The sequence below is a fragment of the Streptomyces sp. NPDC051664 genome (assembly GCF_044453545.1).
In the GTDB taxonomy this organism is placed as follows: domain Bacteria; phylum Actinomycetota; class Actinomycetes; order Streptomycetales; family Streptomycetaceae; genus Streptomyces.
Map to the genome: position 1 here is coordinate 78138 of NZ_JBITCU010000022.1, position 25589 is coordinate 103726.

At 70.9% G+C, this 25589-nt stretch carries 24 protein-coding genes; 16 read left to right on the forward strand and 8 right to left on the reverse strand.

The features are described from left to right. Positions 1-34 precede the first annotated feature (34 nt). The 3 genes from ACIA8E_RS30280 (at position 35) to ACIA8E_RS30290 (ending at position 4087) form a co-directional block, all read left to right on the forward strand. The gene (locus ACIA8E_RS30280; RefSeq protein WP_399302718.1) at positions 35-1267 is read left to right on the forward strand and encodes an arginine deiminase; all 1233 of its coding nucleotides are present in this window, start codon (positions 35-37) and stop codon (positions 1265-1267) included. Between the two features lie 155 nt (positions 1268-1422). Continuing rightward, positions 1423-2427, forward strand: a complete 1005-nt coding sequence (gene argF / locus ACIA8E_RS30285; RefSeq protein WP_399302720.1) for an ornithine carbamoyltransferase — start codon at positions 1423-1425, stop codon at positions 2425-2427. A 193-nt stretch (positions 2428-2620) separates the two neighbouring features. Then, positions 2621-4087 carry an amino acid permease gene (locus ACIA8E_RS30290; protein ID WP_399302722.1) on the forward strand — a complete coding sequence of 489 codons (1467 nt, stop codon included), beginning with the start codon at positions 2621-2623 and terminating at the stop codon, positions 4085-4087. 140 nt (positions 4088-4227) lie between these two features. Here ACIA8E_RS30290 and ACIA8E_RS30295 read toward each other — a convergent pair whose 3' ends face one another. Further along, a complete protein-coding gene (locus ACIA8E_RS30295; RefSeq protein WP_399302724.1) occupies positions 4228-4659 on the reverse strand; it encodes an ATP-binding protein in 432 nt (143 codons plus the stop codon). A 237-nt stretch (positions 4660-4896) separates the two neighbouring features. Here ACIA8E_RS30295 and ACIA8E_RS30300 point away from each other — a divergent pair, with 237 nt between their 5' ends. Together ACIA8E_RS30300 and ACIA8E_RS30305 are read left to right on the forward strand one after the other, a co-directional pair. Continuing rightward, positions 4897-5724 carry an enoyl-CoA hydratase family protein gene (locus tag ACIA8E_RS30300; RefSeq protein WP_399302726.1) on the forward strand — a complete coding sequence of 276 codons (828 nt, stop codon included), beginning with the start codon at positions 4897-4899 and terminating at the stop codon, positions 5722-5724. A gap of 4 nt (positions 5725-5728) precedes the next feature. Further along, positions 5729-8011, forward strand: a complete 2283-nt coding sequence (locus ACIA8E_RS30305) for a bifunctional salicylyl-CoA 5-hydroxylase/oxidoreductase (protein WP_399302728.1) — start codon at positions 5729-5731, stop codon at positions 8009-8011. A gap of 122 nt (positions 8012-8133) precedes the next feature. Here ACIA8E_RS30305 and ACIA8E_RS30310 read toward each other — a convergent pair whose 3' ends face one another. From ACIA8E_RS30310 to ACIA8E_RS30325, 4 genes are read right to left on the reverse strand one after another with little or no spacing between them, the layout of a single operon-like run. Next, entirely contained in the window at positions 8134-8448 is a 315-nt protein-coding gene (locus tag ACIA8E_RS30310) for a hypothetical protein (RefSeq protein ID WP_399302730.1), read from the reverse strand. Next, positions 8445-9269 (reverse strand): GNAT family N-acetyltransferase, encoded by an 825-nt coding sequence (locus ACIA8E_RS30315; protein WP_399302732.1) that lies wholly within the window; start codon positions 9267-9269, stop codon positions 8445-8447. The genes ACIA8E_RS30310 and ACIA8E_RS30315 overlap by 4 nt, the downstream gene beginning before the upstream one ends. 40 nt (positions 9270-9309) lie before the next feature. Further along, on the reverse strand, positions 9310-10137 hold the full coding sequence (locus ACIA8E_RS30320; RefSeq protein WP_399302734.1) for a PaaX family transcriptional regulator C-terminal domain-containing protein: 828 nt from the start codon (positions 10135-10137) through the stop codon (positions 9310-9312). Between the two features lie 4 nt (positions 10138-10141). Then, a complete protein-coding gene (locus tag ACIA8E_RS30325; protein WP_399302736.1) occupies positions 10142-11767 on the reverse strand; it encodes an AMP-binding protein in 1626 nt (541 codons plus the stop codon). An 88-nt stretch (positions 11768-11855) separates the two neighbouring features. Here ACIA8E_RS30325 and ACIA8E_RS30330 point away from each other — a divergent pair, with 88 nt between their 5' ends. From ACIA8E_RS30330 to ACIA8E_RS30370, 9 genes are all read left to right on the forward strand, one after another. Next, positions 11856-13022, forward strand: a complete 1167-nt coding sequence (locus ACIA8E_RS30330) for an acyl-CoA dehydrogenase family protein (RefSeq protein ID WP_399302738.1) — start codon at positions 11856-11858, stop codon at positions 13020-13022. Continuing rightward, entirely contained in the window at positions 13019-13420 is a 402-nt protein-coding gene (locus tag ACIA8E_RS30335) for a RidA family protein (protein WP_399302740.1), read from the forward strand. Before ACIA8E_RS30330 ends, ACIA8E_RS30335 begins: the two co-directional genes overlap by 4 nt. A gap of 335 nt (positions 13421-13755) precedes the next feature. After that, entirely contained in the window at positions 13756-16725 is a 2970-nt protein-coding gene (locus tag ACIA8E_RS30340; RefSeq protein WP_399302742.1) for a Na+/H+ antiporter subunit A, read from the forward strand. Next, the gene (locus tag ACIA8E_RS30345; protein WP_399302744.1) at positions 16722-17333 is read left to right on the forward strand and encodes a Na(+)/H(+) antiporter subunit C; all 612 of its coding nucleotides are present in this window, start codon (positions 16722-16724) and stop codon (positions 17331-17333) included. Before ACIA8E_RS30340 ends, ACIA8E_RS30345 begins: the two co-directional genes overlap by 4 nt. Beyond that, positions 17330-18988, forward strand: a complete 1659-nt coding sequence (locus ACIA8E_RS30350) for a Na+/H+ antiporter subunit D (RefSeq protein WP_399302746.1) — start codon at positions 17330-17332, stop codon at positions 18986-18988. Before ACIA8E_RS30345 ends, ACIA8E_RS30350 begins: the two co-directional genes overlap by 4 nt. Beyond that, a complete protein-coding gene (locus ACIA8E_RS30355) occupies positions 18985-19614 on the forward strand; it encodes a Na+/H+ antiporter subunit E (protein WP_399302748.1) in 630 nt (209 codons plus the stop codon). The genes ACIA8E_RS30350 and ACIA8E_RS30355 overlap by 4 nt, the downstream gene beginning before the upstream one ends. Next, on the forward strand, positions 19611-19940 hold the full coding sequence (locus ACIA8E_RS30360; RefSeq protein ID WP_399302750.1) for a monovalent cation/H+ antiporter complex subunit F: 330 nt from the start codon (positions 19611-19613) through the stop codon (positions 19938-19940). Before ACIA8E_RS30355 ends, ACIA8E_RS30360 begins: the two co-directional genes overlap by 4 nt. Next, positions 19937-20290 (forward strand): monovalent cation/H(+) antiporter subunit G, encoded by a 354-nt coding sequence (gene mnhG / locus ACIA8E_RS30365; protein WP_399302752.1) that lies wholly within the window; start codon positions 19937-19939, stop codon positions 20288-20290. Before ACIA8E_RS30360 ends, mnhG begins: the two co-directional genes overlap by 4 nt. Positions 20291-20364: 74 nt before the next feature. Beyond that, a complete protein-coding gene (locus ACIA8E_RS30370; protein WP_399302753.1) occupies positions 20365-21501 on the forward strand; it encodes a PP2C family protein-serine/threonine phosphatase in 1137 nt (378 codons plus the stop codon). Here the strand turns inward: ACIA8E_RS30370 and ACIA8E_RS30375 are convergent. Further along, a complete protein-coding gene (locus tag ACIA8E_RS30375; protein ID WP_399302755.1) occupies positions 21476-22756 on the reverse strand; it encodes a DUF6056 family protein in 1281 nt (426 codons plus the stop codon). The genes ACIA8E_RS30370 and ACIA8E_RS30375 overlap by 26 nt on opposite strands. 374 nt (positions 22757-23130) lie before the next feature. Further along, positions 23131-23649, reverse strand: coding sequence for a winged helix-turn-helix transcriptional regulator (locus ACIA8E_RS30380; RefSeq protein WP_399302757.1), 519 nt, complete (start codon positions 23647-23649; stop codon positions 23131-23133). A 166-nt stretch (positions 23650-23815) separates the two neighbouring features. On the opposite strand from ACIA8E_RS30380, the gene ACIA8E_RS30385 reads away from it, so the two are divergent. Beyond that, entirely contained in the window at positions 23816-24175 is a 360-nt protein-coding gene (locus tag ACIA8E_RS30385; protein WP_399302759.1) for a nuclear transport factor 2 family protein, read from the forward strand. Between the two features lie 151 nt (positions 24176-24326). Here the strand turns inward: ACIA8E_RS30385 and ACIA8E_RS30390 are convergent, their stop codons facing one another. Further along, positions 24327-24740, reverse strand: a complete 414-nt coding sequence (locus ACIA8E_RS30390; protein ID WP_399302761.1) for an organic hydroperoxide resistance protein — start codon at positions 24738-24740, stop codon at positions 24327-24329. A gap of 117 nt (positions 24741-24857) precedes the next feature. Between ACIA8E_RS30390 and ACIA8E_RS30395 the strand changes: the two genes are divergently transcribed. Next, positions 24858-25373 carry a MarR family winged helix-turn-helix transcriptional regulator gene (locus ACIA8E_RS30395; protein WP_399302763.1) on the forward strand — a complete coding sequence of 172 codons (516 nt, stop codon included), beginning with the start codon at positions 24858-24860 and terminating at the stop codon, positions 25371-25373. The last annotated feature ends 216 nt before the right edge of the window (positions 25374-25589 follow it).

Here is a 25589-nt window from a genome sequence, read left to right on the forward strand (position 1 = left end):
GGTGAGCGGCGCTCCGCGCGGTGAGGATGGAGGCATGGGATTCCATGTCGACTCCGAGGCCGGGCGGCTGCGCCGCGTCATACTGCACCGCCCCGATCTCGAACTGAAGCGGCTCACCCCCAGCAACAAGGACGCACTCCTCTTCGACGACGTGCTGTGGGTGCGCCGCGCCCGGCAGGAGCACGACGGCTTCGCGGACGTCCTGCGCGATCGCGGAGTGGAGGTGCATCTCTTCGGCGATCTGCTCCGTGAGGCCCTGGACATTCCGGTGGCCAAGCGGCTGGTGCTGGACCGGGTCTTCGAGGAGAAGGAGTACGGTCCGCTCGCCACCGAACATCTGCGGGCCGCCTTCGAGGAGCTGTCCACCGACGAGCTGGCGGAGGCGCTGGTCGGCGGGATGACGAAGCGGGAGTTCCTGGAGCGGCACAGTGAGCCGACCTCCGTCCGCTTCCACGTCATGGAACTGGACGACTTCCTGCTCGGTCCGCTGCCCAACCACCTCTTCACCCGGGACACCTCGGCCTGGATCTACGACGGTGTGTCCATCAACGCGATGCGCTGGCCGGCCCGGCAGCGTGAGACGGTCCACTTCGAGGCGATCTACCGTCACCACCCCCTCTTCACCGGCGCCGAGGCCGGGGCCTTCCACCACTGGTCGGAGGGTCAGGACGACTATCCGTCCACCATCGAGGGCGGCGACGTCCTGGTCATCGGCCAGGGGGCCGTCCTCATCGGGATGAGCGAGCGCACCACCCCGCAGGCGGTCGAGATGCTGGCGCGCGGACTGTTCGACGCCGGTTCCGCGCGGACGATCGTGGCGCTCGACATGCCCAAACGCCGGGCGTTCATGCACCTCGACACGGTGATGACGATGATCGACGGCGATACGTTCACCCAGTACGCGGGGCTCGGCATGCTCCGCTCCTACACCATCGAGCCCGGCGGCGGACCGCGGGATCTGAAGGTCACCGACCATCCCCCGGAGCACATGCACCGGGCCATCGCGGCGTCGCTCGGCCTGGACTCGATCCGGGTGCTCACGGCCACCCAGGACGTGCACGCGGCGGAGCGCGAGCAGTGGGACGACGGCTGCAATGTGCTGGCCGTCGAGCCGGGTGTCGTCATCGCCTACGAGCGCAACGCCACCACCAACACGTACCTGCGCAAGGAAGGCATCGAGGTCATAGAGATCCGCGGCAGCGAACTGGGCCGGGGCCGGGGCGGGCCGCGCTGCATGAGCTGCCCGGTGGTACGTGACCCCGTGTGACCGGGGCACGGCGCCGTACGGAAAACGCGGGGGCCGTAGAGATACACGGTGGACCGCGCGGACACGCACCACGGGGACTGTATAGCGATGCGTTGATTCGTATAGACTTCCAGAAACTGTACGCGCGACCCTCGCCCGACCCAGGAGCAGCCACCATGGCGATAGACCTCGCAGGCCGCCACTTCCTCAAGGAGCTGGACTTCACGGCCGAGGAGTTCCGCGGCCTGATCGACCTGGCCGTCGAGCTCAAGGCGGCCAAGAAGTCGGGCACCGAGGTGCAGCGGCTGCGCGGTCGGAACATCGCGCTGATCTTCGAGAAGACCTCGACCCGCACTCGCTGTGCCTTCGAGGTCGCCGCCGCCGACCAGGGCGCCTCCACGACGTATCTCGACCCCACGGGCTCCCAGATGGGCCACAAGGAGTCGGTGAAGGACACCGCCCGTGTACTCGGCCGGATGTTCGACGGCATCGAGTACCGCGGTGACAGTCAGTCGGTCGTCGAGGAGCTGGCGGCGTACGGCGGGGTGCCCGTCTTCAACGGGCTCACCGACGACTGGCACCCGACCCAGATGCTCGCCGACGTCCTCACGATGACCGAGCACAGTGACAAGCCGCTGGAGCGGATCGCCTTCGCCTACCTCGGCGACGCCCGTTTCAACATGGGCAACTCGTACCTGGTCACGGGCGCGCTGCTGGGTATGGACGTCCGGATCGTCGCCCCGAAGGCCTACTGGCCGGCCGAGGAGGTCGTCGCGCAGGCCCGCCGGCTCGCCGAGTCCAGCGGTGCGACCGTCACTCTCACCGAGGCAATCGCCGAGGGCGTCCGGGGTGCCGACTTCGTCGCCACCGACGTCTGGGTCTCCATGGGTGAGCCCAAGGAGGTCTGGGACGAGCGCATCGCGGCCCTCGCGCCGTACGCCGTCACCATGGACGTCCTGAAGGCCACGGGCAACGCCGACGTGAAGTTCCTGCACTGCCTCCCGGCCTTCCACGACCTCGGCACCAAGGTCGGCCGCGAGATCCACGACAGCCACGGTCTGACCGAGCTGGAAGTCACCGACGAGGTCTTCGAGTCCGCGCACTCGGTCGTCTTCGACGAGGCCGAGAATAGGATGCACACGATCAAGGCCGTCCTGGTGGCGACCCTGGCCGGTGCCTGACCCGGCGCGGCCGGGGAGGGCGCCGAGTAACGCATGATCATGCGCCCGATTGGGTGAACATGCGAAGAAGTGGCTACCATGGTTCCACTTGGTGGGGTTCGAGCTCGCACGCTCGAGCCCCATTTTCGTGCCGTCCCCCCGCAGGACCGGAGGACCGGAGCCCCCCACCCGCTCCATCCGCACGAGCCCCCACATGCTCCACCAGAGAAGAGATCGCTCCGTGAGTCCGCTCCGCCCGCCGAGCCTGTCGCCCCGGCCCGGCCTGCGCATCAAGAGCCCCGACCAGCTGGTCGCCGAATCCGGCGCCGACCTGGAGGGGCACGGCCTCAAGCGCACCATGGGGCTGTTCCAGCTCGTGTGCTTCGGCGTAGGAGCCATCGTCGGCACCGGCATCTTCGTCGGCCTTTCCGACACCGTCGCCAAGGCCGGCCCGGCGGTCGTCCTCTCCTTCGTCCTCGCCGCGATCACCTGCATCTTCACCGCGTTCTCCTTCGCCGAGCTCGGCGGCGCGATCCCGGTCTCCGGCAGCTCGTACTCCTTCGCCTACGCCACCCTCGGCGAGCGCATCGCGTTCCTCGTCGGCTGGTGTCTGCTGCTGGAGTACGGCGTCTCGGTCTCGGCGGTCGCGGTCGGCTGGAGCCAGTACGTCAACGAGCTGCTGAACAGCCTCGTGGGCTGGCACCTGCCCGCCGCCCTGTCCGCCGGGCCCGGCGACGGCGGCGTGATCAATCTCCCCGCCATCGTGGTGATCATGATGGCCGCCACCCTGCTGGTGCGTGGTATCCGGGAGAGCGCGGGCGCCACGGCCGCGATGGCGGTCCTCAAGATCGGCATTCTGATCGCCTTCTGCGCCATCGCGTTCACCGCGTTCGAGGCCGGTAATCTCACGCCGTTCGCCACCCATGGCCCGGCCGGGGTCACCGCCGGTGCCTCGCTGGCGTTCTTCTCGTACATCGGCTTCGACGCGATCACCACCGCGGGCGAAGAGGTCAAGAACCCCCGGCGGAACATCCCGATCGCGGTCCTGATCTGCATCGGGGTCGCCACCCTGCTCTACTGCGTGGTCGCCCTCACGGCCATCGGCGCACTCGGCGCGGACGCCGTCTCCGACAAGCCGGCCGCGCTCTCGCTGATCGTCGACCAGGTCACCGGCTCGACCGTCGGTGGTGGCATCATCGCGTTCGGCGCGGTCGTGGCCATCGCGTCGGTCGTGCTCGCGGTGATGTACGGGCAGACCCGCATCCTGATGTCGATGTCCCGCGACGGTCTGGTCCCGCGGGTCTTCGAGCGTGTCTCGCCGCGGACGGCGACGCCTGTCGCCAACACCTGGATCGTCGCCGGCGTCTTCGCCGTGCCGGCGGCCTTCGCGTCCCTCGACGTGGTGGTGAATCTGACGACCATCGGCACGCTCGGCATCATGGTGGCGGTCAATGTCGCGGTGATCGCGTTGCGGCGCAGCAACCCGGGGCTGAAGCGCTCCTTCCGGGTGCCGCTCTACCCGTTCAGCCCGATCCTGGGCGTCCTCTTCTGCCTGTATCTGATGTACGGGACGGGCTGGGCGACCTGGGTGCAGTTCGCGGTGTTCCTGGTGGCCGGCGCGGCGGTGTACGCCGGCTACAGCCGGAGCCGGTCGCGGCTGGCCGGCGCGGATCAGGACTGAGCGGATCAGGACTGAGAGGCATCGAGGAAGCGCCAAGAGGCACCCGGGGGCGCCGAGGAAGCGCCAAGAGGCACCGGGGGCCGTGCGCAGGCGGCGCCGATCGGCGCTGAACGCCGGTGAGGAGCGGCGAGAAGCGCCCTTTACCGACGGTGCTGATGCGGCAGCGTGAACCACACGGCCTTGCCGTGCTCCGTCGTGCGATGACCGCAGGACGAGCTGAGCGTGCGGATCAGCAGCAGGCCGCGGCCGTGCTCGTGCCAGGGGTCCGGCTCGCTGCCGGGCTGGGGCCGGGAGAGGTCGCCCGGCGGGGCCGGGTCGCGGTCGTGGACCTCCACCTGGTAGCCGGTCTCCAGAAGCTCCACCACCAGCTCGACGGGCTCGTCCCCGTCGGTGTGTTTCACGGCGTTGGCGACCAGTTCCGCGGTGAGGAGCTCGGCCGTGTCGGTGGTGTCGGCCGGTGTGTCGATGTCCGCCAGCGCCGTACGGATCAGGGTGCGGGCGATCGGCACTGCGGCAGTGGAGTGCGGCAGCGCGATACGCCAGGAGGCGGGCATCGGTCCATCGGGCGGCAAGGCGGGGTTCCGTTCCAGAGGCACGGCTGTCCGGAACTCGAGTTTCTGGAGCTCCGGACTTCTTCCTTTCAACCTTACGAAGCGCAACGACACAGACAAGGGGTTGCGGTCCGGTCGGAAAGGGACGTTCGCCACATATCCCGGTCGCCGCCTATCGCGTACTCGTGACGGCAGTCACGCAAGAGTGATAACTTCGAGAGCAGGTAGCAGCCCGACGGCTGAAGGGGACCACCCTCCATGAGCCCGTTTCCCAGCTCCGCCCGCCGTACCGATGACTGGCGCCATCTGCGGCTGACGACGGACGACGGCGTCGCCACCGTCACACTGGCCCGCCCCGAGAAGCTCAACGCGCTCACCTTCGGCGCCTACGCCGACCTGCGCGACCTCCTGGCCGAGCTCTCCCGCGAACGCTCCGTGCGCGCTCTCGTGCTGGCCGGTGAGGGGCGCGGCTTCTGCTCCGGCGGCGATGTCGACGAGATCATCGGTGCCACGCTCGCGATGGACACCGCGCAGCTGCTCGACTTCAACCGGATGACCGGGCAGGTCGTGCGGGCGCTGCGCGAGTGTCCTTTCCCCGTCATTGCCGCGGTGCACGGCGTCGCCGCGGGCGCCGGCGCGGTGCTTGCGCTGGCAGCCGACTTCCGAGTCGCCGACCCGTCCGCCCGGTTCGCCTTCCTCTTCACCCGGGTCGGGCTCTCCGGCGGTGACATGGGGGCGGCCTATCTGCTGCCGCGCGTCGTCGGCCTGGGCCATGCCACCCGGCTGCTGATGCTCGGTGAGCCGGTCCGCGCCCCCGAGGCGGAACGGATCGGGCTGATCAGCGAGCTGGCCGAGGAGGGGCAGGCCGACGCCCGCGCAGCGGAGCTCGCCCGCAGCCTCGCCGAAGGCCCCGCCCTGGCCCTCGCCCAGACCAAGGCGTTGCTCACCGCCGAACTCGACATGCCGCTCGCCGCCGCCGTGGAGATGGACGCCGCCACCCAGGCCCTGCTGATGCACGGCGACGACTACGCGGAGTTCCACGCCGCGTTCACGGAGAAGCGCCGGCCGAAATGGCAAGGCAGGTAGCGCCATGGCCTCCGACACGAGCCGGATCGCGGTCATCGGTGGCGGCCCCGGCGGGCTGTACGCCGCAGCCCTCCTCAAGCGCCTGGACCCGGAGCGCTCCGTCACCGTCTGGGAGCGCAACGCCCCCGACGACACATTCGGTTTCGGTGTCGTCCTCTCCGACGAGACGCTCGGCGGCATCGAGCACGCCGACCCCGTGGTGTACCGGGCCCTCCAGGCCGAATTCGTACGGTGGGACGACATCGACATCGTCCACCGCGGCCGGATCCAGACGTCCGGCGGCCACGGCTTCGCGGCGCTGGGCCGCCGCCGGCTCCTGGAGATCCTGCATAAGCGCTGCGCGTCCCTCGGGGTACGGCTCCGCTTCCGCGCGGAGGCCCCGTCCGTCGCCGAGCTCGCCGCGACGCACGACCTGGTGATCGCGGCCGACGGGGTGCACAGCACCACCCGTGAGACGTACGCGGACACCTTCCGGCCCACCGTCACCACCCACCGCAACCGCTACATCTGGCTCGCCGCGGACTTCGCGTTCGACGCCTTCCGCTTCGAGATCGCCGAGACCGAGCACGGCGTGATGCAGCTGCACGCCTACCCCTTCTCGGCCGGTGCCTCCACCGCCATCGTCGAGATGCGCGAGGAGGTCTGGCGCGCGGCCGGTTTCGACGCCATGGACACCGCAGCATCGACGGAACGCTGCGGCAAGATCTTCGCCGACGCCCTCAGCGGCCGCCCGCTGCGCTCCAACAACTCCTCCTGGCTCACCTTCCGTACCGTCGTCAACGCCCACTGGTCGCACGGCAACACGGTTCTCATCGGCGACGCGGCCCACACCGCCCACTTCTCCATCGGCTCCGGCACCAAGCTCGCCGTCGAGGACGCCCTGGCGCTCGCCGCCTGCATCGAGGAGCAGCCGGACCTGCCCGCAGCCCTCGCCGCGTACGAGGCCGAGCGGCGGCCCGTCGTCGCCTCCACCCAGCGTGCCGCCGCAGCGAGCCTGCGCTGGTTCGAGGAGCTGGGTACGTACGTCGACCAGGCGCCCCGCCAGTTCGCCTTCAATCTGCTGACCCGCAGCCGCCGCGTCACCCACGACAACCTGCGGCTGCGCGACGCCGGCTTCACCGCCGCCGTCGAGGAGGAGTTCGGCTGCGCTCCCGGCACCCCGCCGATGTTCACCCCGCTGCGGCTGCGCGGCCTGGAACTCCGCAACCGCGTCGTCGTCTCCCCGATGGACATGTACTCGGCCGTCGACGGCGTCCCCGGCGACCTCCACCTCGTCCACCTGGGCGCCCGGGCCCTCGGCGGCGCCGGGCTCGTCATGACAGAGATGGTGTGTGTCAGCGCCGAGGGCCGGATCACCCCCGGGTGCACCGGCCTCTACACCCCCGAACAGGCCGCCGCCTGGACCCGGATCACCGACTTCGTCCATACCTCCGCCCCCGGCACGGCGATCGGCATCCAGCTCGGCCACTCCGGTCGCAAGGGCTCGACCAAGCTGATGTGGGAGGGCATCGACCAGCCCCTCGACGGGGGTAACTGGCCGCTGTCCGCCGCCTCCCCGATCCCGTACCGGGAAGGCGTCAACCAGGTCCCCCACGCGATGGACCGGGCCGGGCTCGACGTGATCCGCAACCAGTTCGCCGCAGCGGCCCGGCACGCGGCCACCTGCGACTTCGACCTGCTCGAACTCCACTGCGCCCACGGCTATCTGCTCTCCGGGTTCCTCTCCCCGCTCACCAACCACCGCACCGACATCTACGGCGGACCGCTGTCGAACCGACTCCGCTTCCCCCTCGAAGTCTTCGACGCGGTCCGCGCCCGGTGGCCCGACGACCGGCCCATGACCGTCCGTATCTCCGCCACGGACTGGGCCGACGGCGGCACGACGGCCGAGGAGGCCGTCGAGATCGCCCGCGCGTTCGTCGCGCACGGCGCCGACGCCATCGACGTCTCCACCGGGCAGGTCGTTCCGGACGAAGACCCCGAGTACGGCCGCTCGTACCAGACCCCGTTCGCCGACCGGATCCGCAACACCCTGGTCGTGCCCGTCATCGCGGTCGGTGCGATCTCCTCCTGGGACGACGTCAACTCACTGCTGCTGGCAGGCCGCGCCGACCTGTGCGCCCTGGCCCGCCCGCATCTGTACGACCCGCACTGGACCCTGCACGCGGCGGCCGACCAGGGCTACGGGGGACCGGGCGCGCCCTGGCCGCTGCCGTACCGCGCGGGCAGCCGCACACCGCCGACCGGCCGCACGGACGCACCGAAGCCACGGCTCACCCTGGGGTGAAGCGCTCCCCGGTCGTCGAGCAGTCGTGGCAGCGGCAGGGGGCGGGGTGGGGCACGCCGGCCCACCGGGCGCCTCGGCACTCGGCTGCCGGCGCCGACAGCCGGACGGCGACCTCCTCCGCCTCAGGCCCGCCCCACGAGGACCTTCGCGTCGCGCCGCAGCACCGCAGGACTGCGGACCAGCGTGGCCCGGAAGGTGTGCAGGTGGCGTGTCGCCATGTCGAGAGTGATGTAGTTGCACGTGTGCCGCCCGCGCCCCACGGTCGTCAGCACCTCGTGGTCGCCGGGGCGGGAGCCGATCACGTACACCTTGGCGCCTCCCCGGTAGGACTTGGTGCCCGGACGCAGCTCCTGCCCTCCCACGCCGTACCGGCGCCACCGCACCACGTTCGCGGCGATCAGCCACGACGGTTCGAGGGGTGTCCCGTCATCCGTCACCCGTGGGCCTCCGTGCTGATCAACAGCCGGTCCGAGACCGGCCGGTAGCCGATGCGCCGGTAGACCCCGTTGCTCGTCGGGTTCGCGAGATCCGTGAACAGCAGCACCTCCTGCGCGCCCGCCTCCCGCGCCGCCCGGCTGATCTCGGACGTCACCGCCGCCGCGTACCCGTGGCCCCGGTACTCCGGCGGTGTGTACACGGCCGTCACCCGCACCGCGCCGGCAACACGCTGGGAGACACCCGCCATCGACACCGGGACCCCGCCGGTCTCCCAGAGCGTCAGACCGCCGGATGCCGTCCGCTCGTCCACCATCCGCTCGGCGTGGGTGTCCGGCTGGCCGACGTCCGCGGCGAACGCGCGATGCCAGGCCGTCAACAGGGCCCGGTCGGCGGCCGTGGCGGACCTTGGCCGACCCGGCGGCGCGGGGGAGGGCGGGACCAACTCGTCCAGACGGTAAAGCCGTTGCACCTGTTCGACCCGGTGGCCGGGCCAGCCGGCAGCCAGCGCCTCGGCGGTGGCCCGGTCCGCATTGACGGCGGTCAGCGGAAACGCGGCGGCCAGCGGACCGATCGCCTCCGGGGCGACGACACCGAGCAGCGGCCGGTACGGCGGGGTCTGGACCAGGGTGCCCGCGACCTCGCCGTCCGGCCCGCGCCACCAGCCCAGCACCGGGGCGTCGCCGCCGTACGCATGCGGGCCGCTGCTGCGCAGGGTCGCGGTGACGGTCAGTACGAGGTTGTTCTCGGCGGGCCGGGTCGCCAGCCACGCACCGGCCGCACCAAGGAACACATCGACGTCGTCGGTGAAGGTCCAGGTCATGGTCCATGGTGACCAGTCGGGACCGGACTGTGCACACGTTTTACGAGCCGCCCGGCCCGCCTCGGACGAACTCCGCCCCCGCGTCCCGCAAACGGGCGTGCAGCAGCCCGAACACCTCCGCCGCCCGGCCCCCCGGCCAGTCCTTCGGCAGCAGCTCCTCCGGCAGCCCCGGATCGGCGTACGGCAGCCGCCGCCAGGAGTCCAGGGCGGTCAGATAGTCCCGGTAGGCGGCCTCCGCGTCCGGCTCGCCGGTGCGCGACTCCCAGGCCCGCAGCACCGGTTCGTGCCGGGCCAGGAAGTCCAGGTGGAGCCGGGCGACGGCCTCCAGGTCCCACCAGCGCGCCACCGACTCCCGCGTCGCGGCGAAGCCGAGGTGTTCCCCGCGGAACAGGTCCACGTACGGGGCGAGTTCCAGCCGCTCCAGGGTGTGCCGGGTCTCGTCGTACAGCGCGGCGGGTGCGATCCAGACCCCCGGCGCGGCTGTGCCGAAGGCCAGGCGGGAGAGCCGGGAGCGCAGCAGGTGCCGCTTGTGACGTTCCGCTTCCGGTACGGAGAAGACGGCGAGCACCCAGCCGTCCCGCAGCGGTGGTGACGGATGCGCGTAGATCCGCCGGTCGCCGTCGTCGAGCAACTGGCGGGCGTCCTGCGACAGCACGTATCCGGCCGCGCCGCTCGCGGTCCGTGCCGGTACGAGGAGCCCGCGCCGCTTCAGCCGGGAGACGGAGGAGCGCACCGACGGGGCGTCGACACCGACGGCGTTCAGCAACCGGATCAGCTCGGCCACCGGCAGCGGTGTGTTGCCGGGGGTGCGACCGTACGCACCGTAGAGGGTGACGATCAGGGATCGGGGGGTGTGCAGGTCGGCCACGTGATCACTCTAGGGCCTGGCTCCGGTCCGCCTCGGTACGCAGCCGGAACCGCTGCAGCTTGCCCGTGGCGGTCCGGGGGAGAGCGGGCAGGAACTCGATCACGCGTGGGCACTTGTGCGGCGCCAGTTCGTCCTTCATGTACGTGCGCAGGTCGTCGGCCGACGGTGCGGCGCCCTCGCGAGGCACTACGTACGCCACCACGACCTGGCCGCGCAGCTCGTCCGCCCGGCCGACCACCGCTGCTTCCGCGACCTCGGGATGGCGCAGCAGGGCGTCCTCGACCTCGGGGCCCGCGATGTTGTAGCCGGAGGAGATGATCATGTCGTCGGCGCGGGCGACGTAGTGGAAGTAGCCGTCGCTGTCGCGGGTGTACGTGTCGCCGGTGAGGTTCCAGCCGTGCTGTACGTACTCCGTCTGGCGTGCGTCGGCGAGATAGCGGCACCCCGTCGGGCCGCGTACGGCGAGCAGCCCCGGCTCCCCGTCGGGCACCACGCGGCCGTGCCGGTCCAGCACGCGCGCCTGCCAGCCGGGCACCGCAACCCCCGTGGTGCCCGGGCGGATCGCGTCGTCGGCGGCGGAGATGAAGATGTGCAGCAGTTCGGTGGCGCCTATGCCGTTGATGATGCGCAGACCGGTCCGCTCGTACCAGGAGTGCCAGGTCGCAGCGGGCAGGTTCTCGCCCGCCGAGACGCAGCGGCGCAGCGCGGACAGATCGTGCTCGCCGAGATGGTCGAGCATCACGCGATACGCGGTCGGGGCGGTGAACAGGACCGAGACGCGGTGGGCGGCCAGCGCGGGCAGCAGTTGTCGCGGACCGGCCTGTTCCAGCAGCAGCGCCGAACCGCCGGCCCGCAGCGGGAAGACCACCAGGCCGCCGAGCCCGAAGGTGAAGCCGAGCGGTGGACTGCCCGCGAACACATCCTCGGGGCCCGGCCGAAGGACGTGGCGCGAGAAGGTGTCGGCGATGGCCAGCAGATCGCGGTGGAAGTGCATACAGCCCTTGGGGCGCCCGGTGGTGCCCGAGGTGAACGCGATCAGCGCGACATCGTCCGCGGAGGTGTCCACGGCCCGGTACGGCCCCGGCCGGCGCTCGGCCAGCCGCAGCAGATCGTCCGCCCCGTCCCCTCCGTACGCAGTGATCCGCAGCCCCGGCACCTGAGCCTTCACCAGATCGTCGACCGACCGGACATCGCACAGCGCATGGCCGACCCGGGCGATCGAACAGATGGTGGCGAGTTCCTGGGATCGCTGCTGCGCCAGTACGGTCACGGCGATCGCGCCCGCCTTCAGCACGGCGAGCCAGCAGGCGGCCAAATGGGGGGTGGTGGGGCCGCGCAGCAGGACCCGGTTGCCGGGGACGACCCCCAGATCGGAGGTCAGGACATGGGCGATCCGGTCCACGCGGTCCTGGAGCTCCCCGTAGCTCCACGTCGGGCCGTCAGGGGTACGGAAGGCGGGACGGTCGGGTCCGAGACGGGCGACCGTGGTGTCGAGGAGTTCGGCGGCGCAGTTCAGCCGGTCCGGATAGGCCAGCTCGGGGAGACCGAAGACCAGTTCCGGCCACTGGTCCTGGGGTGGCAGATGCTCTCTGGCGAAGCTGTCGATGTGCGCTGAGGTCTTCGGGTCCATAACGGATCGCCCCCTTGTCGCCCTTGGAGCGTATCGTTTGAATGACGGTAGTCAATACTTCGCGATACGATCCAGGAGAGGCGCCGGTATGTCGGCATTCTCGCTCGATCCGTCACAGACCGCCTGGTGCGAGGAGCTGCGCGCCCTGGCCGAGCAGCAGTTGCGCCCCCTCGCGGAGAAGGGCGAACCGGGGCACATCAACCGCCCACTCGTCGCCGCCCTCGGCGAACTGGGCCTGCTCGACCGGCTGTTCTCCTCCGGGGCCCTCGACCTCTGTCTGCTGCGTGAGTCCCTGGCCCGCGGCTGTACGGAGGCCGAGACCGCGCTGGCCCTCCAAGGACTCGGCTCGTACCCATTGGTCCAGGCGGGTACCCCGGCCCACCGTGAGCGCTGGCTCCCCGAAATCCGCGCGGGCCGCGCGGTCGCCGCCTTCGCGCTCAGCGAGCCGGGCGCCGGCTCCGACGCGGCGGCCCTCGCCCTCAGCGCGGCGCGCGCCCCGGACGGCTGGCGGCTGACCGGCGAGAAATGCTGGATCTCCAACGCCCCCGAGGCCGACTTCTACACCGTCTTCGCCCGTACGACGCCCGGCGCCGGAGCTCGCGGTGTCACCGCGTTCCTGGTCCCCGCCGACCGCCCGGGGCTGACCGGCACAGCGCTCGACATGCTCTCCCCGCACCCCATCGGGGCGCTCACCTTCGACGGGGTGCCGGTCACCCCCGATGACGTACTCGGCGAACCCGACCGCGGCTTCCGGGTCGCCATGAACACCCTCAACCTGTTCCGCCCCAGCGTCGGCGCCTTCGCCGTCGGCATGGCCCGTGCCGCCCTCGACGCGACCCTGGCCCACACCGCGCAGCGCACCGCGTTCGGCGGCCCGCTCAAGGATCTGCAGGCCGTCTCGCACCAGGTCGCCGAGATGGCCACCCGCACCGAGGCCGCCCGGCTCCTGGTGTACGCGGCCGCGGCGGCGTACGACGCCGGGGAGCCGGGGGTACCGCGCAGAGCGGCGATGGCGAAGCTGTACGCCACGGAGGCGGCGCAGTACGTCGTCGACGCCGCCGTCCAGCTGCACGGCGCCCGTGCACTGCGCCGCGGCCATCTGCTCGAACACCTCTACCGGGAGGTGCGCGCCCCGCGGATCTACGAGGGTGCCAGCGAGGTCCAGCGCACGATCATCGCCAAGGAGCTGTACGCGACGGCGGCGCAGCCGACCGCACAGCAGGAGCCGTCCGGGAACCAGGAGCTGTCCGCATGAGTCCGATCCACCGAATCAATCCCGCCGAGCTGTCCCCGCCCACAGGCTTCTCGCACGCCGTCACGGCCACCGGCAGTCAGCTGGTCTTCCTGGCCGGGCAGACCGCCCTCGACCCGAACGGCAAGGTCATCGGCGAGACACTGCCCGAACAGTTCACGACGGCCCTCACCAATCTGCTCGTCGCACTGCGTGCGGCCGGTGGCTCCCCGGCCGACCTGGCCCGGGTCACCGTCTATGCCACCGATGTCGCCGACTACCGCGCCCACGCCCCCGAACTCGGTCTGATCTGGCGGCGGTTGGCGGGCCGCGACTACCCGGCGATGGCGGTCGTCGGGGCGGCCCGGCTCTGGGACGAACAGGCTCTCGTCGAGCTCGACGGGATGGCCGTACTGCCGTGAGGTGACCGGACGGGCGTGATCCCGCCGGATGCACCGGTTCATCGGTGACCGAGGTGAGCCGCGCCTCGGCGTTTTTGCCGGTGGCGCCGCTCACCATCCCCCTGCACCTCGGGCTGACGCGGCACCGTCACCCGCCAGTTGGTGAAGCCCGTGCACTCGGGACGTGACGGCCGCTGTGCAGCCGCGTCCGCAGGGGTGTCCTGCATCTGTGCGGCGCGCCGTACGGGTGACAGGAGGTGGGGGATATATCTCTATTCAGTGCCCTATGCCTGTGATGCTTCGCCTAAGCCCCGGACCCCCCCCGTGGGCAGGCGCGGGACGCCCACCGGGGCCGTATGACAGCGCTCATCGTCTGCCACTTCGTCCTCGCCGCGTGCGCGGCCCCGCTGGTACGGCGCCTCGGCAGCCGCGCGTTCGTCGTGCTCGCGCTGCCGCCCACGGCCGCCACGGTGTGGGCGGCCACGCAGTGGAACACCGCGGCGTCCGGCGGATCCGTGACCTGGTCGTGGCGGTGGATGCCGGCGTACGACGTCTTCGTCGAACTGCGCCTGGACGCGCTCGCCGAACTCATGGTGCTGCTCGCCGCCGGAATCGGCGCGCTCGTCCTGCTGTACTGCGCCTCGTACTTCTCCGACGACGCCCCCCGGCTGGCCGGCTTCGCCGGGAACCTGCTGGCCTTCGCGGGCGCCATGCTCGGCCTCGTCCTCGCCGACGACCTGATCACGCTCTACCTCTTCTGGGAGCTGACCACGGTCTTCTCCTACCTGCTGATCGGGTACAGCAGCGAGCAGAAGCACAGCCGCCGCTCCGCGCTCCAGGCGCTCACCGTGACCACGCTCGGCGGCCTCGCGATGCTCGTCGGCTTCCTGATCCTCGGTCAGGCGGCTGGTACGTACCGGATCTCCGCGATCGTCGCCGACCCACCGGCAACGAGCCTCGCCATCTCGGTGGCCGTGGTGCTGATCCTGTGCGGAGCGCTGTCGAAGTCGGCGATCTGGCCGTTCAGCCTCTGGCTGCCGAACGCCATGGCCGCCCCGACCCCCGTCAGCGCCTATCTGCACGCCGCGGCCATGGTCAAGGCAGGTGTCTACCTGGTGGCCCGCCTCGCGCCCGGCTTCGCCGACGTCCCCGTCTGGCGGCCCGTCGTCCTGGTCCTCGGCGGAGTGACCATGCTGCTCGGCGGCTGGCGGGCGCTGCGGCTGAACGACCTCAAGCTCGTCCTCGCCTACGGCACCGTCAGCCAGCTCGGCTTCCTCACCCTGCTCGCCGGTGTCGGCAACCGCGACGCCGCTCTCGCCGCCGCGGTCATGATCCTGAGTCACGCCCTGTTCAAGGCGCCGCTGTTCCTCGTCACCGGCATCGTCGACCATGCGGCGGGCACCCGCGATCTGCGCAGACTCTCCGGCGTCGGCCGGGCGCTGCCGTACGTCTGCGCGGTCGCCGTGCTCGCCGCCGCGTCCATGGCCGCACTGCCCCCGCTGCTCGGATTCGTCGCGAAGGAGGCCGCGTTCGACGCGCTGCTGCACGGCGACGCGGCGGACCGCTGGGCGCTCGCCGTCACCGTGGCGGGCTCGGCGCTGACCGTCGCGTACACCGTACGGTTCGTCTGGGGCGCGTTCGCCCGTAAGCCCGGGGTCGAGGACACCCCGGTGCACCGGGTCGGCGGGGCCTTTCTCGCCCCGCCCGCCCTGCTGGCGCTCTGCGGCCTGGTGCTCGGACCGGGCGTCGGCTGGGTCGACCGGCTGCTCGGCGCGTACTCCGACGAGTTCCCCGCACCCGCCCACCCGTACCACCTCGCGCTCTGGCACGGGTTCGGCCCCGCCCTGCTGCTCTCGGCCGTCGCCCTGGCCGGTGGTGCGGTGCTCTTCGCGGGGCGCACCACCGTTACCCGGCTCTCCCGGCGGATCGCCTGGCCGACCGCCGACCGGGTTTTCGGCCGTCTGCTGCTCGGGCTGGAGCGGACCTCGCTGGAGGTCACCGGCTTCGTCCAGCGCGGCTCGCTCTCCGGCTACCTCGCCACCACTCTGCTCGTCATGCTCGCCGGACAGCTCGCCGTGCTGGAGGTGGACCGGCCGTGGCACGGGGCGTCGGCGCCGCGGCTCTGGGACGTTCCGCTGCAGGGCGCCGTGGCCGCCCTGACCTGCGCAGCCGCGCTTCTCTGTCTCACCGTCAGCCGCCGTATGAAGGCGGTGGTCCTGGCGGGACTGACGGGGTACGGGACCGGACTGCTCTTCGTCGTCCAGGGCGCCCCCGATCTGGCGCTCACCCAGTTCTGCGTCGAGACGGTGTCCATGGTCGTGTTCGTGCTGGTGCTGCGGCGGATGCCGGTGCACTTCCAGGAATCGGTCGGTACGTGGCGGCGCGCGGTACGCATTCCTGTGGCGCTGGCCGCGGCCGCCACCTTGAGCGTGGTGGTGTGGGTCGCGGCGGCCGCGCGTACCGCCGACCCCGCCGGGGCCGCCATGGTCGAGGAGACCGCGCACCACGGGCTCAAGGACGTCGTCGCCACCATCCTGGTCGACCTGCGGGCCTGGGACACGATGGGGGAGTCCGCCGTGCTCGCCGCCGCGGCGATCGGCGTGACCAGCCTGATCTATCTGCACCGCCGCGCGGACGGATCCGGGCTGCGCGAGGAGGTCCCCGGGCGTACGGCCTGGTCGCTCACGGAGCGCGGACTGACCGGGCTGCCGCACGGCGACGAGGGCGCGCCCGAGCGGAGCTGGCTCGCGGCCGGCGCCACGCTCGCCCCCGAACACCGGTCGGTCGTCTTCGAGGTCGTGGCCCGGCTGCTGTTCCACCCGATCCTGGTGCTCTCCGTCTATCTGCTGTTCTGTGCCGAGAACATGCCGGGCGGCGGGTTCGTCGCCGGACTCGTCGCCGGTGTCGGGCTGATCACCCGCTATCTGGCGGGCGGCCGCTTCGAACTCGCCGAAGCCGCGCCGCTGCAGCCGGGGCTCTTCACCGGCCTCGGGCTGTTCCTCTCCACCGGAGTGGCGCTGCTCGGCCTCGCTGACGGAACCGTGCTGCACGCCTGGACGTATCACGGCCGGCTGCCCGTGTTCGGCCCGTACCACCTGGGCACGCCGGTCCTCTTCGACTTCGGTGTGTACCTGCTGGTGCTGGGCGTGGTGCTGGACATCGTGCGCGCACTGGGAGCCAAGATCGACCGGCAGATCGAGCGGGCCGCGGCGGAGAGTGCAGCGGCGGAGAAGACGGCGCCCCGGGGGAAAGCGGGGCCGGGAGCCAAGCCCGAGGCGGAAGCAGGACCGGGCACGGCGCCCGAGGCCGGAGGTGCACCCGGATGACGGTCAGCGCCTCGCTTCTGGCCACGGCCGCCGTGCTGTGTGCCGTCGGCGGCATCCTCATGCTCACCCGCCCCCTCACCCGCATCCTGCTCGGCGCGGTGATCGCGGGCAACGGCATCAACCTGCTCGTCCTGTCCGCCACCGGATCGGCGGGCAGGGCGCCCCTCCTGTACGGCGTCCCGCTGTGGCAGGTCACCGATCCGCTGCCGCAGGCCATCGCCCTGACCGCGATCGTCATCACGCTCGCCACCACGGCGTTCCTCCTCGCGATGGCGTACCGCAGCCACCAGTTGACCGGCACCGACGAGGTCCACGACGACCTGGAGGACCGGCGTATCGCACTGCGCGCCGAGGTGCTGGGGGAGCGGGACGAACTGCGCGAGCAGTACCGGTCCGCGTCCGAGCGCACGGCGGAGGAACGCGCCCGGTACCGGGCGGAACGCAAACGCCTCCGGGCCCGGCTCCGCGCCGACCGCGCCCTCCAGGCCCGCGGCCGGGACGCCACCGGAGACCTCTGGCACGACGTGCTGGGCGCCGACCCGCAGGACTACGCCGAAGCCCGTACTGACGGCCCTGCCGCAGACGCGAACCGAGGAGACACCGGGTGAACGCACTCGTCCCGCTGCCGGTGCTGCTGCCGCTCTGCGCCACCGGCCTGAGCCTCGCCTTCGGCACCCGGCTCAAACAGTTCCAGCGCATCATCAGCGTCACCGTGCTCACCGCCGTGCTCGCGCTCTCCGTCGCCCTGATGATCGCCGCCGACTCCCGCGGCCCCCTCACCGTCCACCTCGGTGACTTCGCCCCTCCCCTCGGCATCACCCTGGTCGCCGACCGGCTGTCCGGGCTGATGCTGACCGTCTCCTCGGCCGTCACCCTGTGCGTGCTGGTCTACTCCCTCGGCCAGGGCATGGCCGACCGCGACGAAGAGACACCTGTGGCGGTCTTCCACCCCGCGTATCTGATCCTGGTCGCCGGAGTCTCCTGTACGTTCCTCGCCGGTGACCTCGTCAACCTCTACGTCGGCTTCGAGATCATGCTGGTGGCGAGCTTCGTGCTGCTCACCCTCGGCGGCACCGGCTCCCGGGTGCGGGCCGGCTCCACATACGTGATCATCTCGCTCTTCTCGTCGATGCTGTTCCTCACCGCGATCGCCATGACATACGCGGCCACCGGCACCGCCAACCTCGCCCAGCTGGCCCAGCGGCTGGGTGAACTCCCGCTCGGCGTACAGACCCTGATCCAGGCCATGCTGCTGACCGTGTTCGCCATCAAGGCCGCCGTGTTCCCGCTCGCCGCCTGGCTCCCCGACTCGTACCCCACCGCACCCGCCCCCGTCACCGCCGTCTTCGCGGGCCTGCTCACCAAGGTCGGCGTCTACTGCATGCTCCGTACGGAGACCCTGCTCTTCCCCGGAAACCGGCTCGGCGACCTGCTGATGGCGGCCGCGCTCGCCTCGATGATGATCGGCATCCTCGGAGCCGTTGCCCAGACCGACCTGAAACGGCTGCTCTCCTTCATCCTCATCAGCCACATCGGCTACATGGTCTTCGGTATCGGCCTCGCGTCCCGCGAGGCGTACGGCGGTGCGATCGTCTACGTCGCCCACCACATCACCGTCCAGACGACGCTGTTCCTCGTGGCCGGACTGATCGAACGCCGCACCGGCACCACCGAACTCACCCGGATCGGTGGACTGGCCAGAGCCGCTCCGGTGCTCGCTGCCCTCTTCTTCGTGCCTGCCATGAACCTCGCCGGGATCCCGCCGCTGTCCGGCTTCATCGGCAAGCTCGGCCTCATGCGGGCCGGCGTCGCCGACGGCGGCGTCTGGGCCTGGATGCTCGTCTTCGGCTCGGTGGCGACCAGCCTGCTGACGCTCTACGTGATGGCCAAGGTCTGGAACCTGGCGTTCTGGCGGGCCGCACCACCCGGCCAGGCCGCGGACGGCACCATCCTGGAGTCCGACGACGAGAACGGCGGCGACGAGGATGCCGACGAGGGCCCGGACCGCATTCCCGGCACCGGCGACGAACCGATCCTCCACCGGCACCAGCCCGCCGGGCTCGCGGTCGCGGCCACCCTCCACGGCCATGCCGTCACCACCACGACGAAGCTGCCGACGCTCATGACCGCCGCCACCGCGGCAGCCGTCGTCCTCGGACTCTCCTTCACCGTGCTCGCCGGACCCCTGACCTCGTACACCGACCGCACGGCCGCCGAACTCCTCGCACGCTCCCCCTACATCGAGGCGGTGCTCGGCCGGTGAAACGCTGGATCACCCTGTCCTACCGGAACGCGGAACTGCCGCCCTTCAGCTGCGAATTCGCCGGCCGCCGACGGCGCGTCCTCGACCTTCCGCTGATCGCCTGGCTCACCGTCATCTGGGTACTGCTCTGGTCCAGTCTGAGCTGGGCCAATGTGGTGACCGGCGTGGTCGTCGCGGTGGCGGTCTGTCTGGCCTTCCCGCTGCCCCGCGTCGATCTCGGGCTCCGGCTCCACCCGTGGGGCATCGTGCGGCTCGCCGGCTATCTGCTCTACGACATGTACACCTCGGGCGTGAAGGTCACCCGGCAGATCTTCGTCGACCATCCGCACCGGGCCGCCGTCATCGCCGTACCGCTGCGCTGCCGCTCCGACCTGATGCTCGCGGCGACCGCCGTCGCCGTGTCGAACGTGCCCGGCGGATCCGTCGTCGAGGTACGCCGCGCCACGGCCACCGTCTTCGTCCACGTCCTCGACGCGGACCGGCCAGCCGTCCTCGACGCTGCCCGGCGTTCCGTCTGGCGGCTGGAGGAACTGACGGTACGGGCCTTCGGCACCCCTGACGAGATCGTCCGGGTGGCCGAACGACCGCCGCCGCCGTGGACGGACGGGCCGGGGGCGGGCTCATGAGTGCTGCGGAAACCGTCGACCGGGTCCTGCTCACCGCCGCCGTGGTGGTGCTCGTCATCGCCGGGACGGGGCTGCTCGGCCGGATCTGGCGGGGCCCCTCGATGCTGGACCGGGCGATCTCGCTGGATGTGTGCGCCGCCCTCATCATCGCGGGCCTCGGCGCCAAGTCCGCCGTCGCACGCGACCCGTTCTATTTCCCGATCATGCTGGTGCTGGCCTTTCTCGGCTTCACCGGCTCGGTGGGCATCGCCCGCTTCATCGCCGTACGCGACCGGCCGAGGAAAGCCGTACGCGACCGGCCGAGCACCGAGGAGGAACCGGAGTGAACGTCTGGCTCCAGATCGCCGACACCATCGGTGCGGTACTGGTCTTCATGGGCGCGGCCATCTGCCTGCTCGGGGTGATCGGCATGCTGCGGCTGCCGGACGTCCTGTCGCGCAGCCACGCCGCGACGAAGCCGCAGAGCCTCGGCCTGCTGCTGGTCCTCGCCGGAGTCGCGCTGCGGCTGCGCAGCGGCATGGACCTCGCCACGCTCGCGCTGATCGGGTTCTTCCAGCTGATGACCGGACCCGTCGCCGCGCACCTGGTCGCGCGATCGGCGTACCGGACCGGTCAGATCGACCACGGCGAGCTGCTTTTCGACGAACTGGACGCACAGCTGACCGAAGAGCGCTGAACCCCGGAGAGTCGACAGCAGCCGCCGGACCCACCGGCGAGGCGGGCCGGACATCACGGGTGTAAGCAGGAGATATGCGCGTCCGGCACAGCGCCACCCGTTTCACCACTCCGTGGCGCCCGACCCACGGACTGCTCATCGTGCCGCTCGCGATCATCGCGACGACCGCGCTGATCGACATCAACACCCCGGAGACCATCCACCTCGGTCCGTTCCTCATCGCGGCGCCTGCGCTCACCGCCGCGTTCGCCGGCCCCGGACTGACGGCGGCCGTCGGGGCACTGGCCGTCCTGGCACAGATCGTCATCGCCGCGCTGCACGGCGGCGTCTCCACGCCGAACCACGAGGCGCAGATCGCCGCCGTCCTCGTGATCTCCGTGTTCCTCGTGGTGTTCCGCCGGTTGCTCGACCGGTACGAGCGACAACTGGGCCGGGTTCGCTCGGTGGCCACCGTCGCGCAGCAGGGCCTGCTCCGGCCGCTGCCCCGCCGGATCGGACCGCTCACCATCGCGTCCGTGTGCATCGCGGCCGAGGCGGGGGCCCAGATCGGCGGGGACCTGTACGCGGTGGTACCCGCCCCGGGCGTGACCCGCATGGTGATCGGCGACGTCCGAGGCAGTGGCCTCCCCGCCTTCGGGGACGCCGCGGTGGTGCTGGGGGCGTTCCGCGGGTCGGCGTACCGGAACCTCTCGCTGCCCGGTGTCGTGTCACACATCGCCAACGCCTCGTACTGGAACATGGCGCAGCTCGCCGAGACGGAACCGTGCTACAACGAGTCGTTCGTGACCGCGCTGGTGCTCGACGTCCGCGACGACGATCACAGCGTTGAGCTGGTGAACTGCGGGCATCCCCCTCCGATGCTCCTGCGCGCCGGGCAGGTACGGACACTGGAGGTCAGTGAGCCCGCGCTCCCGCTGGGGCTCGGCGCCCCCTCGGAGAGCGAGTACCAGGTCGAGACGTTCGACTTCGGACCCGGCGACCTCCTGCTCCTCTACACCGACGGAGTCGTCGAGGCACGCGACCGCAGGGGCACCTTCTACCCGCTCGCCGACCGGCTCGGCGCCTGGACGGGGACCGGCCCCGAGTCCCTGGTACGCCACCTGCACGACGACCTGTTGCGCCACGTCGGCGGGCGCCTGGGCGACGACGCCGTCATGATCGCGGTCACGAAGACGTCCGGCGACGTCAGGGGAGCCGCAGCGAGTAGGTGATCCGCTCCAGGTGGTAGTAGTCGGCGACGCAGGGGGCCGGCCAGACCCTTCGCCCGTGCTTACGGAACGGTTCCACCATTCCGGCGACCGACAGGGGCGTGTACGGGAGAACCCGGTCACCGGCCGCCGCCCGGGCCCGCATCCACTGGTCCTGGTGGTCCCACTTCACAGCCCGGACGCGCATGTCCCCTTCGAGCCGCCACAGTGGGACGGCAAGTGAGAGGCACACGGCGACGCACACCGCCGCACCGGCCGCCTGCACCGCACCGGTGTGACGTGTCCGCTGCGCCAGGGCAAGCCCCAGCAGCGCACCGGCACCGACGAGTACCGCGACGTACAGCAGGAGGTAGTCGTTCCAGATCCGCGTAGAGGTCGTCACGCTCTTCCCGAAGACGGGGTACGCGACGAGCGTGCAGAGGTACCCGGAGAGGAGAAACGCAAGAACAGCCACGCAGGCCATCCGTCGCCGGCGCACCGGCAGGACCACGCGCCGCCCGCCCGGCCCCCTGATCAGGAGCCCCAGCAGGACCCCGGCCGCGACCGCGCCCAGATAGGCCCATGTCGTGAGGAGCGTCCCCAGAATGTGCCCGAAGCCGCGCAGGGACCCGAGGAGCGAGTCGGGCGCGAGGAAGGACACCCCGTCCGTGCCGAATCGCCCCCGCCGGATCCGGGCACCCGGCGACGTGTAGAGCACGAGCGTCCCGATCCCGGTCCCCGCCATTCCCGTCAGGCACCAGCCCCGTGCATGGCCACGGCGTTGCCCGGCGAGGACCAGCAGAACGGCCGACAGGACGACGAGCACGACGACGGACGTCTCCTCCGAGAGCGTCCCGATGCAGAGACCGGCCACGAATACCGAGACCAGCGCGATGCGCCGCCCCCGGCGGGACCGGGCCCGGAGCAGTGGCAAGGCTGCGGCACAGGCGAGCACCGGCGCCAGGGTGTGCGAGACGGACGCGGCGGGCCAGTAGAACGTCTTGTACGTATTGGGCGTCGCGAACAGAAAGACGGCCGTCACCATCGACGCCACGAGCAACGGGACTCCACGCGGCGCCGTGAGACCGGTCCTGCGCAGCGCCGCTACGGTCACCGCCCACAGGATCCCCAGCACGACGCCCCCGCTGACCAGCCCGAACCACTGGTGGCCCGCGACACCGAACCTCGCGTACGCCCAGACCAGTACGGCATTCGCGATCCGGCCGTTGTCCCCGAGGTAGAACTTGCCGACCATGCCGGAGAGGCCTTCGTCGCGCACGACGGGCAGGAAACACCACTCGTCGCCCCCGGGCCGGACCCACCTCCCGAACCACGCCGCCACACCGAGGAGCCCGAGTGGCAGAAGACAGAGCGCGGCCGGCCAGCGACCGGTCCGGGGCACGGCTTCCGCGATCTCCGCCCCACCGGCGACAGACCGTTCCCTTTCGCGCGACTGCAGCCCGGTCGGAGCCGGGCCGGCGGCCGTCATCGCGATTCCCCTGCCGTGATCATTACCGCCATCTGATACGGCGTGGCGGCCTGCCCGGGCTCGTACACGCCATTCGGGCCCAGCTCCATGCGAATGGCGGACGCCCGTGCACACCGGTCCCCGGCGCCGGCCGCGGACCTATGAAAGGTGCGACTTCGCGTGCCTCACTCCCCTTCCGTGGGGACCGCCGGTCGCTCCGCATAGCGGTTGCGCATGGCATCGCCGGCCGCGGGGCCCGCCGTGAAGACGTAGGCGTCGCTGTCGTCGAGCCGGCGGCCGGTCCTGGCGTCGACGACCACGGGCTCGACCTGCTCGCCGCTGTGGGCGTCGACGAGGACCATGCTGCGCTGCTCCGGCGCGAGGCGGGAGTTCCCCCATGCGGCCAGGGCGGCAATCACCGGGCGCAGGGAGCGCCCCAGCTCGGTCAGCACGTACTCGTGGCGGACGGGGTTGGTCCTGTACGGCCGACGCTCCAGCAGTCCGTCGGCGACAAGGCTCTTGAGGCGGGTGGTGAGCATGCTGGAGGAGATACCCAGGTTCTCCAGGAACTGGTCGAAGCGGGTGTAGCCGTCGAAGGCGTCGTGACGGATCAGCAGCGTCCACCATTCGCCGACGTGCTCCACGGTCGTGGACAGGGGGCACTCCCGGTCCTCCAGCCTGATCCGGCTCGCCAAGGCGACCATCCCCTCAGTTACTGCTAAAGTCGAAGTTAATAGCTTCTATTTTAGAAGTAACTGAAGGAGGTGTGCGTGTACTCGCACTTCGCCTTCCTCGTTTCCGGCCGCGCCTCGTCCATCGACGGCGGCACCACTCCTGCCGTCCGAAGCCCTCACCACTCGGAGAACTGCCATGCAGGACAACCAGCCCCGCACCGTCGCCCCGGAGGCGCTGCCCGGGGCGATCACTCGCTATCTGAACGCCCACCGCGCCCACGACGCCGCCACCGCAGTTACCGCGTTCACCGGCGACGCCACAGTGGTCGACGACGGCAACACCTATGAGGGCTTCGGTGAGATCGAGCGGTGGCTGAGCCGATCCGCCACGGAGTTCACGTACACCACCGAACTCACCGGCGCCCAGCAGACCGATGCGACCCGTTACGTCGCCACGCACCACCTGGAAGGCAACTTTCCCGGCGGCACCGTCGATCTGCACTATCGGTTCACACTCCGCGACGACCTCATCGAGCGCCTCGTCATCGAACCCTGACCCCGCTCCCGCGCTCCTGTCATCGCTTTAGAGGAAGCGGCAGGCGGCCACCCTGACCCCGCTCGCACAGTGAGCGGGATCAGGGTGGCGCAGGCCGGGGCCGACCGGGGCCGGTTTGGCTCCGTACCGGCCCGTCGCCGCCCGGAGTCCACTACTCGATGACGAGCTCGACCGAGATGTTGCCGCGGGTCGCGTTGGAATAGGGGCAGACCTGGTGGGCCTGCTCGACCAGCTTGCGGCCGGTGGCCTGGTCGACGGTCTCGGGCAGCTCCACGCGCAGCGTGACCGCGAGGCCGAAACCCTCACCCTGCTTGCCGATGCCGACCTCACCGGTCACGGCGGCGTCGCTGACGTCGATCTTGGCCTGACGGCCGACGAGTCCCAGGGCGCTGGCGAAGCAGGCGGCGTAACCGGCGGCGAACAGCTGCTCAGGGTTCGTGCCCTGGCCGCTGCCGCCCATCTCCACCGGGACGGCCAGCTGCAGATCCAGCTTGCCGTCGGTGCTGACGGCACGGCCCTCGCGACCGTGGGTGGCGGTGGCGACGGCGGTGTAGAGCGTTTCCATGGAAACCATTCCTCTCGAAACTCATGTTCCGGCGGCGCTGTCCGGCCGCTTCCATCCAAGCAAAGCACACAACTGAGTTGTGCACAATTCAATGCCATGCGGGGCTATGCTGAATGCATGACCTCCTCGCCCAGTCCGAGCCGCGAAGCCCCGTCCGAGGCCGACTACCTCCGCCTCGACCAGCAGATCTGCTTTTCCTTGAACGCCGCGTCGCGTGCCTTCGGCAGCGTGTACCGCGTGCTCCTCAAGGACCTCGGACTGACCTATCCCCAGTACTTGGTGATGCTGGTGCTCTGGGAGCACGGCGAGCTGCCGGTGAAGAAGCTGGGAGAGTACCTGCGGCTCGACTCCGGCACGCTGTCGCCACTGCTGAAGCGCTTGGAGGCGGCGGGCCTGGTACGACGCGAGCGCAGCACCCAGGACGAACGCTCGGTGCGCATCCACCTCACGGACGAGGGCACGGCGCTGCGCGAGCGGGCGCCGGCCGTGCCGCGCCGGATCGCTGCGGCGACCGGCTTCGACCTTGACGAGATCACCGATCTGCAGGCCCGCCTCAACCGACTCACGGCAGCGCTGAACGCGGCGGCACTGGAGGAGAACCTGATCCGCGCCGAGAGCGAGTTCGAGAAGTAGCGTCATTTGCTGCTGCGGGTCTCTTGCTGCCCAGCGGTGTGGGACGAGCCCCGCCACGGCCGGAGACCGGCGCCGCCGTCCTGGGCGTGCTGCGGGTTGTTCGGCCCGTGGACGGGACAGCCGGCGCCGGCCATGCCGTAGCCGATGAGCAGGTGGCCGTCATGGCGACCCGGTGGTTTTGCTCGCTGGGTGCGACAGCCCTCAGTGAAGGGGGAA